Origin of the sequence: Brevundimonas sp. (genome assembly GCF_030704825.1) — a bacterium.
GTDB lineage: Bacteria > Pseudomonadota > Alphaproteobacteria > Caulobacterales > Caulobacteraceae > Brevundimonas.
Genome location: NZ_JAUYNX010000015.1, coordinates 26,893 through 40,482 on the forward strand (window position 1 = coordinate 26,893; position 13,590 = coordinate 40,482).

At 69.3% G+C, this 13,590-nt stretch carries 13 protein-coding genes; 9 read left to right on the forward strand and 4 right to left on the reverse strand.

The genetic code is table 11. From position 1 onward, the window contains the following. Positions 1–79: 79 nt before the first annotated feature. The gene (locus tag Q8Q71_RS07955) at positions 80–1,123 is read right to left on the reverse strand and encodes a YeiH family protein (protein WP_305759047.1); all 1,044 of its coding nucleotides are present in this window, start codon (positions 1,121–1,123) and stop codon (positions 80–82) included. 189 nt (positions 1,124–1,312) lie between these two features. Further along, positions 1,313–2,662, reverse strand: a complete 1,350-nt coding sequence (glmM, locus tag Q8Q71_RS07960; protein ID WP_305759048.1) for a phosphoglucosamine mutase — start codon at positions 2,660–2,662, stop codon at positions 1,313–1,315. A gap of 164 nt (positions 2,663–2,826) precedes the next feature. Between glmM and glmS the strand changes: the two genes are divergently transcribed. Then, the gene (glmS, locus tag Q8Q71_RS07965; protein ID WP_305759049.1) at positions 2,827–4,641 is read left to right on the forward strand and encodes a glutamine--fructose-6-phosphate transaminase (isomerizing); all 1,815 of its coding nucleotides are present in this window, start codon (positions 2,827–2,829) and stop codon (positions 4,639–4,641) included. A 54-nt stretch (positions 4,642–4,695) separates the two neighbouring features. Next, positions 4,696–5,574 carry a UTP--glucose-1-phosphate uridylyltransferase GalU gene (gene galU / locus Q8Q71_RS07970; RefSeq protein WP_305759050.1) on the forward strand — a complete coding sequence of 293 codons (879 nt, stop codon included), beginning with the start codon at positions 4,696–4,698 and terminating at the stop codon, positions 5,572–5,574. A 34-nt stretch (positions 5,575–5,608) separates the two neighbouring features. Here galU and Q8Q71_RS07975 read toward each other — a convergent pair whose 3' ends face one another. Beyond that, a complete protein-coding gene (locus tag Q8Q71_RS07975) occupies positions 5,609–5,836 on the reverse strand; it encodes a hypothetical protein (protein WP_305759051.1) in 228 nt (75 codons plus the stop codon). Between the two features lie 24 nt (positions 5,837–5,860). Further along, positions 5,861–6,616: an alpha/beta fold hydrolase gene (locus tag Q8Q71_RS07980; protein ID WP_305759052.1), complete on the reverse strand. Its 756-nt coding sequence runs from the start codon at positions 6,614–6,616 to the stop codon at positions 5,861–5,863. Positions 6,617–6,687: 71 nt separating this feature from the next. On the opposite strand from Q8Q71_RS07980, the gene Q8Q71_RS07985 reads away from it, so the two are divergent. From Q8Q71_RS07985 to Q8Q71_RS08015, 7 genes are all read left to right on the forward strand, one after another. Continuing rightward, a complete protein-coding gene (locus Q8Q71_RS07985; RefSeq protein ID WP_305759053.1) occupies positions 6,688–7,653 on the forward strand; it encodes a glycosyltransferase family 9 protein in 966 nt (321 codons plus the stop codon). Between the two features lie 125 nt (positions 7,654–7,778). Continuing rightward, a complete protein-coding gene (infC, locus tag Q8Q71_RS07990) occupies positions 7,779–8,300 on the forward strand; it encodes a translation initiation factor IF-3 (protein WP_305759054.1) in 522 nt (173 codons plus the stop codon). Between the two features lie 129 nt (positions 8,301–8,429). Next, the gene (locus tag Q8Q71_RS07995) at positions 8,430–10,436 is read left to right on the forward strand and encodes a S9 family peptidase (RefSeq protein ID WP_305759055.1); all 2,007 of its coding nucleotides are present in this window, start codon (positions 8,430–8,432) and stop codon (positions 10,434–10,436) included. Positions 10,437–10,521: 85 nt separating this feature from the next. Continuing rightward, on the forward strand, positions 10,522–11,772 hold the full coding sequence (locus tag Q8Q71_RS08000; RefSeq protein WP_305759056.1) for an MFS transporter: 1,251 nt from the start codon (positions 10,522–10,524) through the stop codon (positions 11,770–11,772). A 160-nt stretch (positions 11,773–11,932) separates the two neighbouring features. Then, positions 11,933–12,130: a 50S ribosomal protein L35 gene (gene rpmI / locus Q8Q71_RS08005; RefSeq protein ID WP_003166435.1), complete on the forward strand. Its 198-nt coding sequence runs from the start codon at positions 11,933–11,935 to the stop codon at positions 12,128–12,130. Positions 12,131–12,184: 54 nt separating this feature from the next. Beyond that, positions 12,185–12,544: a 50S ribosomal protein L20 gene (gene rplT, locus Q8Q71_RS08010; RefSeq protein ID WP_305759057.1), complete on the forward strand. Its 360-nt coding sequence runs from the start codon at positions 12,185–12,187 to the stop codon at positions 12,542–12,544. A gap of 99 nt (positions 12,545–12,643) precedes the next feature. Then, the gene (locus Q8Q71_RS08015) at positions 12,644–13,588 is read left to right on the forward strand and encodes a polysaccharide deacetylase family protein (protein WP_305759058.1); all 945 of its coding nucleotides are present in this window, start codon (positions 12,644–12,646) and stop codon (positions 13,586–13,588) included. Positions 13,589–13,590: the final 2 nt, after the last annotated feature.

Genomic DNA, 13,590 nt, shown 5'->3' on the forward strand with positions numbered 1-13,590 from the left:
GTTCAGGGGTCGGAAAGGGCGGATCGGACGGGGCGAGAGTCCCGGCCTTCGGGCGTAGGCGGGCCGCTCGCCGGACGCCTCAGACCAACGCCAGCAGATAGATCAGGGCCAGCGCCAGGCCCAGCAGCGCCAGCAGCGACAGGATCACGACGGAGGCGATGCGGACCCCGGACCGGGCCACCGCCCGCGCGTCGGTGCTGAGCCCGAGGGCGGCCATGGACACCCCCGTCAGGACGGTGGCGGTCTGGGCCAGCGCCGGCAGGACGGCGGCGGGGATCAGCGCCATCGAACGCGCGGCCATCATCAGCAGGAAGCCGACGATGAACCAGGGGACGAGGTGGTGCAGGGACACGGCCCGCGCGGGCGCCGCGACCGCCCCGCCCTCGCGGCCGCGGACGGCGGTGAGGATCGAAAGGCCCAGACAGACAGGCCCCAACATCAGCACACGGACCAGTTTGATCAAGGTTCCGGCCTGGTTGGCCACGGCGCCCACGGGCAGGGTGGCGGCCAGCACCTGGGGCACGGCGTAGACCGTCAGGCCGGCGAGGGTGCCGTAGCGGACGTCGGTCATCCGCAGCGCCGCGCCGAGCAGCGGCAACAGAAGGACCACCGCCACCCCCAGCACGGCGGTGAAGGCGATGGCCGCGGAGACGTCCTCGGCCTCGGCCTCGATCACCGGGGCCACGGCGGCGATGGCGGAGTTGCCGCAAATGGCGTTGCCGCAGGCGATCAGCACAGCCATCCGGTGCGGCAGGCGCATCAGCCGCCCGATCCCGTAGCTGACGGCCAGGGCGAGCGCCACGACCACCGCCGTGCCCGCCAGCAGGCCGGGGCCGATGGCCATGACGGTGGCGGCGCTGACCGAGGCGCCGAGCAGGACCACGGCGATCTCCAGCAGGGTGCGGGCGCTGAACTCGACACCGGGGCGGATCGACGCCGGCGGAGTCCAGACGCTGCGGATCGCCGCGCCGATCAGGATGGCCAGGACGATGGCGTCGATCCACCCTCGCCCGAACAGCCGCAACTCCAGCGCCTGGACAGCCACCGCCGCCAGCGCGACCATCGCGCAGGCGATCAGGCCGGGGATCAGGGAGAGGGCGCCCCGAAGGCGTGCTAGAATCATGGCGGGAGACTGCGCCGGACGGGCGGCGGGTTCCACCCCGTCATCCTGGGGCTTGACCCGGGGATCAGAGGCGAGAGGCAGGCTGTGCGGCGGAGACGGCCCCGCGACCGCGCCCGCGCGCGCTGTCACCGGACGCCGGATAGTCCGATCCTCGGGTCAAGCCCGAGGATGACGGTGGGAAGGGTGAACCTAGCCCGCCGCCTTCACCGCCGCGACCACGTCGGCGACCACCGACTTCACCAGTTTCGCGTCGTCGCCCTCGGCCATGACCCGGATCAGTTTCTCGGTGCCCGAGGGCCGCACCAGCAACCGCCCCACACCCTTCAGCCGCGCCTCGGCCTCGGCGATGGCGGCCTTGACCCCGGCGTTCTCCAGCGGCTTGCCGGTCGTGTAGCGGACGTTCTCCAGCCTCTGCGGCACGGTCTCGAACTGTTTCGCCAGCTCGCTCATCGGCCGGCCGCTCTCGACCAGCACGGCCAGGACCTGCAGCGCCGACATCAGGCCATCGCCGGTGGTGGCGTGGTCGTGCAGGATGATGTGGCCCGACTGTTCGCCGCCCAGGTTGAAGCCGCCCTCGCGCATCCGCTCCATGACGTAGCGGTCGCCGACCTGGGTTCGCTCCAGGGTCAGGCCGGCGGCGTTCAGGGCCCGCTCGAGCCCGAGGTTGGACATGACGGTGGCGACGACGCCGCCACCCACCAGCAGGCCGCGGCGGGCCCAGTCCAGGGCGACCATGGCCATGATCTGGTCGCCGTCGACGACCTGGCCCTTCTCGTCGCAGATGATGACCCGGTCGGCGTCGCCGTCCAGGGCGATGCCGATGTCGGCGCGATACAGCTTCACCGCCTCGGCCAGGGTCTCGGGATGGGTCGAGCCGCATTCGGCGTTGATGTTCAGGCCATTGGGCTCGACGCCGACGGCGCAGACCTCGGCCCCCAGCTCATAGAGGGTGGTCGGGGCGACCCGGTAGCCGGCCCCGTTGGCGCAATCGACGGCGACGCGCAGGCCCTGCAGGCTCAACCCCTTGGGGAAGCTGGCCTTGGCGATCTCGACATAGCGGGCCTGGGCGTCGTCGATGCGCTTGACCCGGCCCAGGGCGTCCGGCGCGGCCAGGTCGGCGTCGAGGGCCTGGTCCATCATCGATTCGATCTTCAGCTCGACCGCGTCGGACAGCTTGTAGCCGTCCGGCCCGAACAGCTTGATGCCATTGTCGAGGTAGGAGTTGTGCGAAGCCGAGATCATCACGCCGATGTCGGCCCGCATCGACCGGGTCATCATGGCCACGCCCGGCGTCGGCAGCGGCCCGAAGGTGCGCACGTCCATACCGGCCGAGGAGAACCCGGCCACCAGCGCAGGCTCGATCATATAGCCGGACAGGCGGGTGTCCTTGCCGATCACCACCAGATGCCGGCGGTCGTCCGAGGACATGAACAGGCGGCCGGCCGCGAGGCCGACGCGCAACGCCACCTCGGGAGTCATGGGGTGGGTATTGGCGCGGCCGCGGATGCCGTCGGTGCCGAAATATCGTCGTTCGCCCAACTGTCACGTTCCTTGAGTACGGCGGCGCAGAAACCTTGCGAAACCGCTTTTTAGATGCAAATCCAGCCGCCTGTCGCCTACACGACATCTGACGATGACGGTGGCTTAGACCGTCAACCGCCCGTGCGCAAAGCACCTGACCCCCGGTTTTCGAGGATACATCCATGTGCGGCATCATTGGCGTGACAGGCGTGGGCCCGGCGGTTCCCCGTCTGATCGACAGCCTCAAGCGACTGGAATACCGGGGCTATGACTCAGCCGGCGTGGCCGCCCTGGTCGACGGCCGCATCGAACGTCGCCGCGCCAAGGGCAAGATTCGCGAGCTGGAGGCGGTGCTTCTGGCCGAGCCGCTGGCGGCGACCGTCGGCATCGGCCACACCCGCTGGGCCACCCATGGCGCACCGACCACGGCCAACGCCCATCCGCACAAGGCGGGACGGGTGGTGCTGGTTCACAACGGCATCATCGAGAATTTCGCGGAGCTGAAGGCCGAACTGGCCGCCGGTGGCCGCACCTTCGAGAGCCAGACCGACACCGAGGTGGTGGCGCATTTGCTGGACCGCGCGCTGGAAACCGCCAACGACCCCCTGGTCGCGTTCAAGTCCGTGCTGGACCGGCTGACCGGCGCCTACGCCCTGGCCGTGCTGATCGAGGGCGAGGACGGCCTGATCCTGGGCGCCCGACGCGGCAGCCCGCTGGTGGTCGGCTGGGGCGAGGGCGAGATGTACCTGGGCTCGGACGCCCTGGCGGTCGGGCCCTTCACGACGCAAATCTCCTATCTGGAAGAGGGCGACTACGTCGGCATCGACCGCAGCGGCGCGCGCATGTTCGACGTCGACGGCCACGAGGTCAAACGTCCGGTGGTGCAGGTCTCGGCCTCCTCGGCCCTGGTCGAGAAGGGCGAGTACCGGCATTTCATGGAGAAGGAGATCCATGAACAGCCCGACAGCGTCCAGCACACCCTGTCGCACTACCTCGACTTCGTGAACGGCAAGGCCAAGGACGGCGGGACCGACTTCGCCGCCGTCGATCGCATCCAGATCGTGGCCTGCGGCACGGCCTTCTACGCCGGCCAGATCGGCCGCTATGCGTTCGAGAAGCTGGCCGGCCTGCCCTGCGACGTCGAGATCGCCTCGGAGTTCCGCTATCGCCAGCCGGCGCTGACGCCGGGGACCCTGGCCGTGGCGGTCAGCCAGTCGGGCGAGACCGCCGACACCCTGGCCAGCCTGTCGTGGTGCAAGGCCCGGGGCCTGCGCACCGCGGCCCTGGTCAATGTCCATTCCTCGTCCATGGCGCGCGAAGCCGAAACCCTGTGGCCGACACACGCCGGACCCGAGATCGGCGTCGCCTCGACCAAGGCCTTTACCGCCCAGGTCGCGGCCCTGCTGGCCCTGGCCGTGGGCGCCGGCGTGCAGCGCGGGGTGATCGACGCCGCGCGCGAGGCCGAGCTGGTCAAGGCCCTGTTCGAGGCGCCGCGTCTGATCGCGGAGGCCATGCGAATGGAGGACGACCTGAGGGCCGTGGCCGTCGACATCGCCAAGGCCGCGGACGTCCTGTTCCTCGGCCGCGGGGCGATGTTCCCGCTGGCCATGGAGGGGGCGCTGAAGCTGAAGGAGATCAGCTACATCCACGCCGAAGGCTACGCCGCCGGCGAGCTCAAGCACGGGCCGATCGCCCTGGTCGACGAACTGACGCCGATCATCGCCCTGGCCCCGCTGGACGAGGTGTTCGAGAAGACCGCCTCCAACCTGCAGGAAGTCGCGGCGCGCGGTGGACCGGTGATCATGATCGCGCCGAAGTCGGCCCCCGATCCGCACGGCGCCGGCATCCGCCGGGTCGACGCGCCCGAGTGTCATACGCTGATCGCGCCGCTCGTCTACGCCGTGCCGGTGCAGCTGCTGGCCTACCATGTGGCGGTCCAGAAGGGCACGGACGTGGACCAACCGCGAAATCTGGCGAAATCCGTCACGGTTGAATGATCGCATCCATCCGCGAATGCATTAGGCTGTCCGTCCCCGCCGCCCAGGAAACCCATGACCGTTCACGCCCGCCGCCTCCGCAAGGCCGTCCTCCCCGTCGCCGGTCTCGGCACCCGCGTCCTGCCGGGCACCAAGACCACGCCCAAGGAGCTGCTGAACGTCGTCGACCGGCCGATCCTGAGCTATATCGTGGAAGAGGCGCGCGAGGCCGGGATCGAGCACATCGTCTTCGTCACCGGCCGCTCCAAGGGCGCCATCGAGGACTATTTCGACCACCAGATCGAGCTGGAAGCCCAGCTGCTGGCCAAGGGCAAGACCGAGATTCTCGACGCCATGATCGCCGAACTGGCCACGGCGGGCGAGATGAGCTTCACGCGCCAGATGCAGCCGCTTGGGCTGGGGCACGCCGTCTGGTGCGCGCGCGACATCATCGGCGACGAGCCGTTCGCCGTCCTGCTGCCGGACGTGATCGTGGACTCCCAGCCGGGGGCCCTGAAACAGCTGGCCGACGTCTACGCCGAGGTCGGGGGCAATGTCATCGGCGTCGAGGCCGTGCCGGAGAGCGAGACGCACAAATACGGCATCGTCGATCCCGAGAACCGCGACGGCCGCCGCATCCGCATGAAGGGGATGGTGGAGAAGCCGCCGCGCGGCGAGGCGCCGTCCAATCTGTCGATCGCGGGACGCTACATCCTGCAGCCGGAAATCTTCGGCATTCTGGAAAACCAGCCGCGCGGCGCGGGCGGCGAGATCCAGCTGACCGACGGCATGGCGCGGCTGATGAAGGACCAGACCTTCACGGCAGTCGAATACGAGGGCGTGACCCACGACTGCGGCGACAAGATCGGCCTGTTGCGCGCCAATGTGGCGCTGGCGCTGAAGCGACCGGACCTCGGCGAGGCGGCGCGGGCGGCGATCACCGCCCTTCTCTAGTCCGACTCCGGCTCTAGTCCGACTCCGGTCCGGCTCAGCCGCCGTCGGTCAGCCGCGAGGCTCCGCCGGTGATCCTGCAGGCATTGTCGACCTGGGGCCGGCCGGTGGCCTCGCCCGAGGGGACCAGGACGCCGCCGCGGGCGCGGCAGTCGGCGGCGAGGCGCTGAACCGTGTCGTTGTCGGAGCCGGTCGCCCCGGTTGAGGCGCAGCCGGCGAGGACGAGGATCAGGGCGGCCGGAGCCGCGGTGGCGAAGGCGCGCATGGGAATCTCCTTGCGATGCGTCTGCTATATAAGCGCCTGACGGCGGGTCCGTTCAACGGCTTCGATCAGCCGATCGATATCGGCGGGGCCGGACAGGCGATGGTCGCCGCCCTCGATCAGATCCAGCCGGACGTCGCCGCCCGTCAGGCGCTCGACCAGGGCCGCCGCGTGCCGCCAGGGCACCACGTCGTCGGCCCGCCCCTGCAGGATGTGGATCGGCGTCCGGATATCCAGCGCACCGTCCAGAAGCAGCCAGTCGCGCGCCTCCTCGAACATGGCGCGGGTCAGCACATATTCGCCCGACCCTTTCTCGACGATCAGCGTCTCTCCGTCGCGCAGGATGGCCTGGCGCTCGTGGTCGGCCAGCCCCGGCCACATGAGCCGTTCCGTGAAGTCGTGGGCCGGATTGACCAGCACCAGTCCGGCCATGCGGTCCGGCCGGGCCAGGGCCAGCAGAAGGGCGATCCAGCCGCCCATGGACGAACCGACCGGAATGACCGGGCCCTCCAGGCTGTCAACCAGGGCGATGGCGTCCTCGCGCCAGCGGCCGATGGCGGCCTTGCGCCAGTCGCCGGACGACCGGCCATGGGCGAAATGGTCGTAGCGGACGTAGTTCCAGCCGCGCTCGCGCGCGGCGGCGTCCAGGGCCAGCGCCTTGGTCCCCTCCATGTCCGAGCGGAAGCCGCCGATCCAGATCACGGTCGGACCCGTCCCCTCCACGCGCCGGAAGGCCAGGGTCTCGCCATCCGGACGGCGCAGGCGCTGAATGGTGTCGGCCATGGCCCTTCCTCTCGCGAAATCGGTCGCGGACTGATAGCGAACCCCGGCAAGGGTAGCGAAGGCGAAACCGCGTGTCCGACAAGAAGGTCCTGTTCGTCACCTCCAACCGCATCGGCGACTGCGTCATATCCTCGGGCGTGATCCGGGAGATCGGCCGGCAGGTCCCGGGGGCGAGGATCACCGTCGCCTGCGGCCGGCCGCCGGCGCCCCTGTTCCGCGCCGCGCCGGGCGTCGAACGGGTCATCGTCCTCGACAAGAAGAAGTTCGCCGGTCACTGGCTGGACCTGTGGAAGCAGGTGGTTGGAGCCCGCTGGGATCTCGTCATCGACATCCGCGGCTCGGCCCTCGGCTATCTGATTCCGGCGAAGCGGCGCGTGATCTACAATCGCTCGTGGGAAACCGGGGTGCGCAAGGTCGAGATGGTTTCGCGGCTGATGGGCGCGGCGGCCCCGCTGGATCCCGAGATATTCCTCGATGATCAGGCCCGGGCCGAGGCCGCCGCGGTGATCGACCCGCAACTGGCGGCGGGGCCGGGCGCGGGCCCGATCCTCGCCCTGGCCCCGATCGCGCACCAGCCGGGCAAGAGCTGGCCCGCCGACCGCTGGGGGGAACTGGTGGAGAAGCTGAAGGCGGAGCCGCGCTTCGAGGGCTGGAGGTTCATGCTGGTCGGCGGCCCCGGGGACCATCCGCCCGCCGCGCCCGCCCTGGCCGCCGCCGGCGAACGCGGCGTCGATTTCGTCGGCAAGGGCGACATCCTCGCCTCGGCGGCGGCGATCGATCGCGCGGCCCTGTTCGTCGGCAACGATTCCGGACTGATGCATGTGGCGGCGGCGGCGGGCCGGCCCACCCTGGGTCTGTTCGGACCGACCGAATGGTGGCTGTACGGACCGTGGGGCCCCCGGACCCGCACCGCGGCTTCCAACGAGACGCGCGGAGAGTTCGCGCCGATCGAGGCGCTGACGACCCAGCGTGTCTTTCAGGCCGTTATCGAGCTGCACGAGGCCTTCATCGACGCGCCCGCTCCGGGCGAACCTTGAAGAGACGGGCGTTCGCGGTCATATAGGGCCGCTTGAGGGGAGCGGCGGCGAGCCGCCGCGCGCTTCACCTCGTCAGACACCCGCCTTTTCGACCACGCAAGGAACCGACGCCCATTCGCCGTCCGATGAACCAGCCGCCCGTCAAGGACGGGCCGCCCATGAACCACGAAATCCGCGCGCCGCGCGTTCTGCTGATCGATCAGAACGGCGAGAAACAAGGCGTCATGCCGACGTCCGCCGCGCTGGAAGCGGCCGAAGAGGCCGGCATGGATCTGGTTCAGATCGTCTCGACGTCCGAACCGCCGGTCTGCAAGATCCTCGACTACGGCAAATTCCGCTTCCAGGAGCAGAAGAAGAAGGCCGAGGCGCGCAAGCGCCAGAAGGTCGTCGAGCTGAAAGAGATCAAGCTCCGCCCGAACATCGACGTCCACGACTATGAGGTGAAGGCCAAGGCCATGCACCGCTTCTTCGACGAGGGCGACAAGGTCAAGGTGACGCTGCGCTTCCGCGGCCGCGAAATGGCTCACCCCGAACTGGGCATGAAGCTGCTCAACAAGGTCCAGGCCGATTTCGAGGAAATCGCCAAGGTCGAGTACGCGCCGCGCATGGAAGGCCGCCAGATGATCATGATCCTCGCGCCGAAATAACGGTCGCGCGCCATCGACTTCGAAAAGCCCCGACCGGAAACGGCCGGGGCTTTTTCTTTTGGCCGCGACCCCTTGCAGCCGGGGCGCAGGGCGATGGAAAAGGATACCCGGCAAAGGGGAGTATGCGTCGTGTTCAAGTCAGGGGTGAGGGCGTGCGCCCTCGCGGTCGCCGTGCTTTGTTCTTTGGCGAATGGGGAGGCCTGGGCCCAGAGCCCGGCACCCCCGCCCCCGCCGCTTGAGGCCTATGGCGCGACCCCGGCCATAGAGCTTATCCAGCTGTCGCCCAGCGGCGAGCTGATCGCCCGCATCACGGTCACGGGCGAGACACGCTCCCTCATCGTCACCCGGATCGCGACCCGCGAGGACCTCTTCGTCGGCGATATCAGCGTCATCAAGGTCCGGGACCTGCGCTGGATCGGCGAAGGCCGGGTCCTGGTGGTCACCTCGCAAACGCGCAACATCGCCTCGCTCGGGGTGCCGCGGTCAGAGCTGTTCTTCGGCCAGGTGCTGGACCTTGAGAGACAGAGGGTGGTCCAGGTGCTGGACCGCACGCAGGACGTGCTGCCGGTGCTCTACGGGCCGGCCTCGGTCCGGAACACCAGCGACGGCGACGCCCTGTTCGTGCGCGGCGTCAGCGTCTCGAATGACCAGGCCAATCTGCACCGCGTCGACCCGGCAACCGGGCGCGGTCGCTCGGTGGCCTATATGGACAGCACGACCGACGACTATGTGCTGGACGGCGAAGGCAAGGTCATCGCCCTGTCGCGCTACGACGAACGCACCGGCCGCTGGTCGCTGCGCCTGCCCGCGGGTCAGGGACACCGGGAGGCCTGGACGGTCGATGCGCCCGTGGACACGCCGTCGTTCCACGGCATGGGCCGCGCGCCCCGCACCATCGTCATCAGCGCCGACCGGCCGGACCTCGCGTCCGGGGACGCCGATGCAGGGGACGCCGATGCAGGGGACGCCGACGGCGTGTTCGAGGTCAATGTGGACACCGGCGAGTGGAGCCGCCTGCCGTTCGGGCGCGACCCGGACTTCCTGGTGCATCACCCGCAGACCCGCCTGCTGATCGGCGGCGGCCGCAATGACGAGGCCGGCGTCCGGTACGAGTTTCTGGATCCACAGGCCGCGCGGCGGTGGCAGTCCGTCGAGCGGGCCTTCAGGGGCAAGGCCCCGCAACTGGTGTCGTGGAACGATGCGTTGAGCCAGGTCGTCGTCTTCACCGACACGGGCGACGCGGGCCAGTATCAGTTGGTCGATTTCGGTCGCGGCGCCGCCGACATAGTGGCGGACGCCTATCCGGCCATCGCGCCCGAACAGGTGGGCGCGGTGCGGTCCATCCACTACGCCGCCGGGGACGGTTTGGACATTTCCGGCCACCTGACCCTGCCGCCGGGGGTGTCCGAACCTTCAGGTCTGCCGCTGGTGGTCCTGGCGCACGGAGGGCCGGCGGCCCGGGACGTAGCGGGGTTCGACTGGTGGGCCCAGGCGCTGGCCTCGCGGGGCTATGCGGTGCTGCAGGCCAATTTCCGGGGTTCGACCGGCTACGGCCGCGCCTTCCTCGAGGCGGGGTATGGCGAATGGGGCCGCAAGATGCAGACTGACCTGTCCGACGGCGTCCGCTGGCTGGCCGCTGAAGGCGTCATCGACCCCGCCCGTGTCTGCATCGTCGGCGCCAGCTACGGCGGCTATGCGGCGATGGCGGGTCTGACCCTCGACAGCGACGTCTATCGTTGCGGCGTATCAGTCGGCGGCGTGTCGGACCTGCGCCGCATGGTCAACTGGGAGGCGGAGCAATCGCGCCACAAGAACAATCAGACCGTCCGGTACTGGAACCGGTTCATGGGGGCGGCGCGCCTCAATGACCGGTCCCTGGACGCCCTGTCCCCGGCCTGGCTCGCTGCCTCGGTCGACAGCCCCCTGCTGTTGATCCACGGCAGGGACGATACGGTGGTGCCCATCGAACAGAGCCGGGTCATGGCCGAGGCCCTGCGTCGGGCCGGCAAGCCTGTCGAGTTCGTGGAGTTGCCGGGCGAGGATCATTGGCTGTCGCGGTCCGCGACGCGCCGGCAGATGCTGGTCGAGACGGTTCGTTTCCTCGAGGCGAACAATCCGGCGGGCCGGGCGGACTGACAGGCGACGATGGGAGAAGACCGCGCCTTGCGCCCCCGCGCGATCTGACTGACACAGGGGCCGCCTCCCGCCAGAGTAACGCCCCGTGACGTCAGCCTCCTCCCCCCAGCCCCCGTCGCGATCGGCGCTGTTCGTCCTGTTCGGGGTGGTCTTCATCAACCTCGTCGGCTTCGGCATTGTCATTCCGTTGCTGCCCTTCTACGGCCAGACGCTGGACGCCCCGCCGTGGCAGGTGGCGCTGATGTTCTCGGCCTATTCGCTGGGCCAGTTCGTCGCCGAGCCCTTCTGGGGACGGCTGTCGGATCGCATCGGTCGCAAGCCGGTGCTGATGATCACCATCCTGTGCAACGCGGCCGGCTATCTGGCCCTCGCCTTCGTGCCCAACATCTGGCTGGCCATCGTGGTGCGGCTGTTCACGGGCATGGGCGCGGGCAATATCTCGACCGCCCAAGGCTATGTGGCGGACGTGACCCCGCCGGAACTGCGCGCCGGCCGGATGGGATTGATCGGCGCCGCCTTCGGCCTCGGCTTCATCTTCGGCCCGGCGATCGGCGGACTGCTGACCCGGCCGGATCTGGGGACGCTGGGCTACCAGCTGCCGATCTTCACCGCCTCCGGCCTCTGCGTCCTGGCCGCCGTCGGCGTCGCCGTCCTGCTGAAGGAGAGCCGGGTCAAGGCGGACCCCGCCGTGGCCCGCCCGCCCTTCCTCGGCGGGGTGCATGACGCCGTATCCAACCCGGTGGTGTCGCGCGTGCTGCTGGTAACCCTGATCTATATGGCGGGCTTCTCCGGCATGGAGTCGACCTTCGGCTTCTGGACCGAGGCGCGCTACGGCTGGACCGCGCGCGAGGTCGGCCTGTGCTTCATGGCCGTGGGGATTGTCTCGGTCATCTGTCAGGGCTTTCTGGCCGGACGGCTGGCCCGGCGCTTCGGCGAGGCGCGGGTTCTCGCCGTCGGCTGCCTGGTCTTCGGCGCCGGCCTGGCGGGCCAGGTGGTCGCCAGCCGCCTGCTGCCCGACGCCGACTGGCTGGTGCCGGTGATCATGGCGGCCGGCGCCTTCGGCATGGCTGTGACCATGCCCAACATCTCGGCCCTGATCTCGCGCTCCGTCGACCCCGACCGCCAGGGCGCCATGCTGGGGCTGAACATGGCCTCCAGCTCGATCGCACGGATCTTCGGCCCCATGATCGCCGGAGCCATCTTCTCGCAGGTCGGCCACGACTGGCCCTTCCTGATCGGCGCGGCCCTGACGATTCCCGCGGCGGTGATGGCGATCAACGCCGGCCGGGCCTTCAAACGGCGACAGGCCGCGCCGGTCCCCGCCGTCGCCGAGTAGCGCCGCCCTTGCTTTCCCGCGCCGGCTGGCCTAGAAGCCGCGCCTTCGCGTACCGAACCGCCGGGCTAACAGGCATGCCTGGGCGGTTCTCATCAGGGTTTCCAATCCGACGGCTCCAAAGGCCGGAAGAAGCGGCAACCCACTCAAACAGAGAGTGAAAATGCCGAAACTCAAGACGAAGTCGGGCGCCAAGAAGCGCTTCAAATTCACGGCGACTGGCAAGGTGAAAGCCGGCGTGGCGGGCAAGCGGCACCGCTTGATCAGCCACAACAGCAAATACATCCGCCAGAACCGCGGCACCTCGGTCATGGCCGACGCCGACGCCAAGAAGATCAAGTCCTACATGCCGTACGCCTGATCGGCGCGCAGCATTTCGACCTGATCTCCACCCAGAATTTGAAAGGATAGCGACATGGCTCGCGTCAAACGCGGCGTAGTTTCCCACGCCAGACACAAGAAGGTTCTCAAGCAGGCCAAGGGTTTCTACGGCCGCCGCAAGAACACCATCCGCACGGCCAAGGCCGCGGTCGACCGCGCCGGGCAGTACGCCTACCGCGACCGCCGCAACAAGAAGCGCTCGTTCCGCGCCCTGTGGATCCAGCGCATCAACGCCGCCGCGCGTCTGGAAGGCTTCACCTATTCGCAGTTCATGCACGGGCTCGGCGAGGCCGGCATCGAGCTGGACCGCAAGGTCCTGGCCGCGATGGCCGCCGACGAGGCCGCCTTCAAGGCCGTGGCCGACAAGGTCCGGGACGCCCTGAAGACCGCCTGACGGCGATCGCGGGACACAGACTGTCGAAACGCCCGTTCCGGTCGCCGGAGCGGGCGTTTTCGTTTGCGGCCCGGGGGGAGAGGCTGCCAGGCTGCGCCCATGATCGCTCTTCGCCTCGCCGGCCTGGCCCTGGCCGCCGCCCTGTTCGCCTCTCCGGCCACGGCCGGGCCGCGCGCCGTCGCCGTCACCTTCGACGACCTGCCCTACCAGGCCCCGGACGCCGTGCTGTGCGATCCGGAACAGGCCATGGCCCTGACCGAGGATTTCGTGGCCATGCTGAGGCCGCTCGACACCCGGGCGACCGTCTTCGTCAATGAAGGCAAGGTCTGCGACGAACGCCGCGCCGACCTGCTGCCCGCCCTGCTCAACGTCTGGCTCGACGCCGGGCTGGACATGGGCAACCACACCTTCAGCCACATCAACATCCATCGGACCACGGTCGAGGCGTATCTGGCGGATGTGGACGCCGGCGCGCCCGTCAGCCGGGCGGCGCTCGCGGCGCGGGGCCGGCCGCTGCGATTCTTCCGCCACCCCTATCTGTTCACGGGCGAGACGCCGGAGAAGAAGGCCGCCATCGCCGCCGGTCTGGCGGAACGGGGCTATACCGTCGCGCCGGTGACGATCGACAACAGCGACTGGATGTTCGCGGCCGTCTATCGCCAGGCCGAGGCGGCGGGCGACGAAGCGCTGTCGGCCCGCATCGGCGATGCCTACGTGGCCTATATGGCGGCGATGCTGGACCACTGGGAGCCGTACAGCGCCGAACTGACCGGCGGTCGCGAGCCGGCCCAGGTGCTTTTACTTCACGCCAATTCGCTGAACCGCGACTGGTATCCGCGCATCCACGCCCTCTACCTCGATCGCGGCTATCGCTTCGTGACGCTGGACGAGGCGCTGGCCGACCCGATCTACGGCCATGCCGACGACTGGGTGCGGGCCAACGGCGTCTCATGGCTGCATCGCTGGACCTTGAGCGAGGGGCGGCCGGTCCGCTGGGAGCCGGAGCCGCCGGCCTGGATCGCCGAGGCCTACGCCGCCCTCTAGCC

What these genes read in the sequence shown, in the direction of transcription:
- Q8Q71_RS07955 (WP_305759047.1), bottom strand. Translation starts at nt 1,123, where the DNA reads ATGATTCTAGCACGCCTTCGGGGCGCCCTCTCCCTGATCCCCGGCCTG.
- glmS (WP_305759049.1), top strand. Translation starts at nt 2,827, where the DNA reads ATGTGCGGCATCATTGGCGTGACAGGCGTGGGCCCGGCGGTTCCCCGT.
- galU (WP_305759050.1), top strand. Translation starts at nt 4,696, where the DNA reads ATGACCGTTCACGCCCGCCGCCTCCGCAAGGCCGTCCTCCCCGTCGCC.
- Q8Q71_RS07975 (WP_305759051.1), bottom strand. Translation starts at nt 5,836, where the DNA reads ATGCGCGCCTTCGCCACCGCGGCTCCGGCCGCCCTGATCCTCGTCCTC.
- Q8Q71_RS07980 (WP_305759052.1), bottom strand. Translation starts at nt 6,616, where the DNA reads ATGGCCGACACCATTCAGCGCCTGCGCCGTCCGGATGGCGAGACCCTG.
- infC (WP_305759054.1), top strand. Translation starts at nt 7,779, where the DNA reads ATGAACCAGCCGCCCGTCAAGGACGGGCCGCCCATGAACCACGAAATC.
- rpmI (WP_003166435.1), top strand. Translation starts at nt 11,933, where the DNA reads ATGCCGAAACTCAAGACGAAGTCGGGCGCCAAGAAGCGCTTCAAATTC.
- rplT (WP_305759057.1), top strand. Translation starts at nt 12,185, where the DNA reads ATGGCTCGCGTCAAACGCGGCGTAGTTTCCCACGCCAGACACAAGAAG.
- Q8Q71_RS08015 (WP_305759058.1), top strand. Translation starts at nt 12,644, where the DNA reads ATGATCGCTCTTCGCCTCGCCGGCCTGGCCCTGGCCGCCGCCCTGTTC.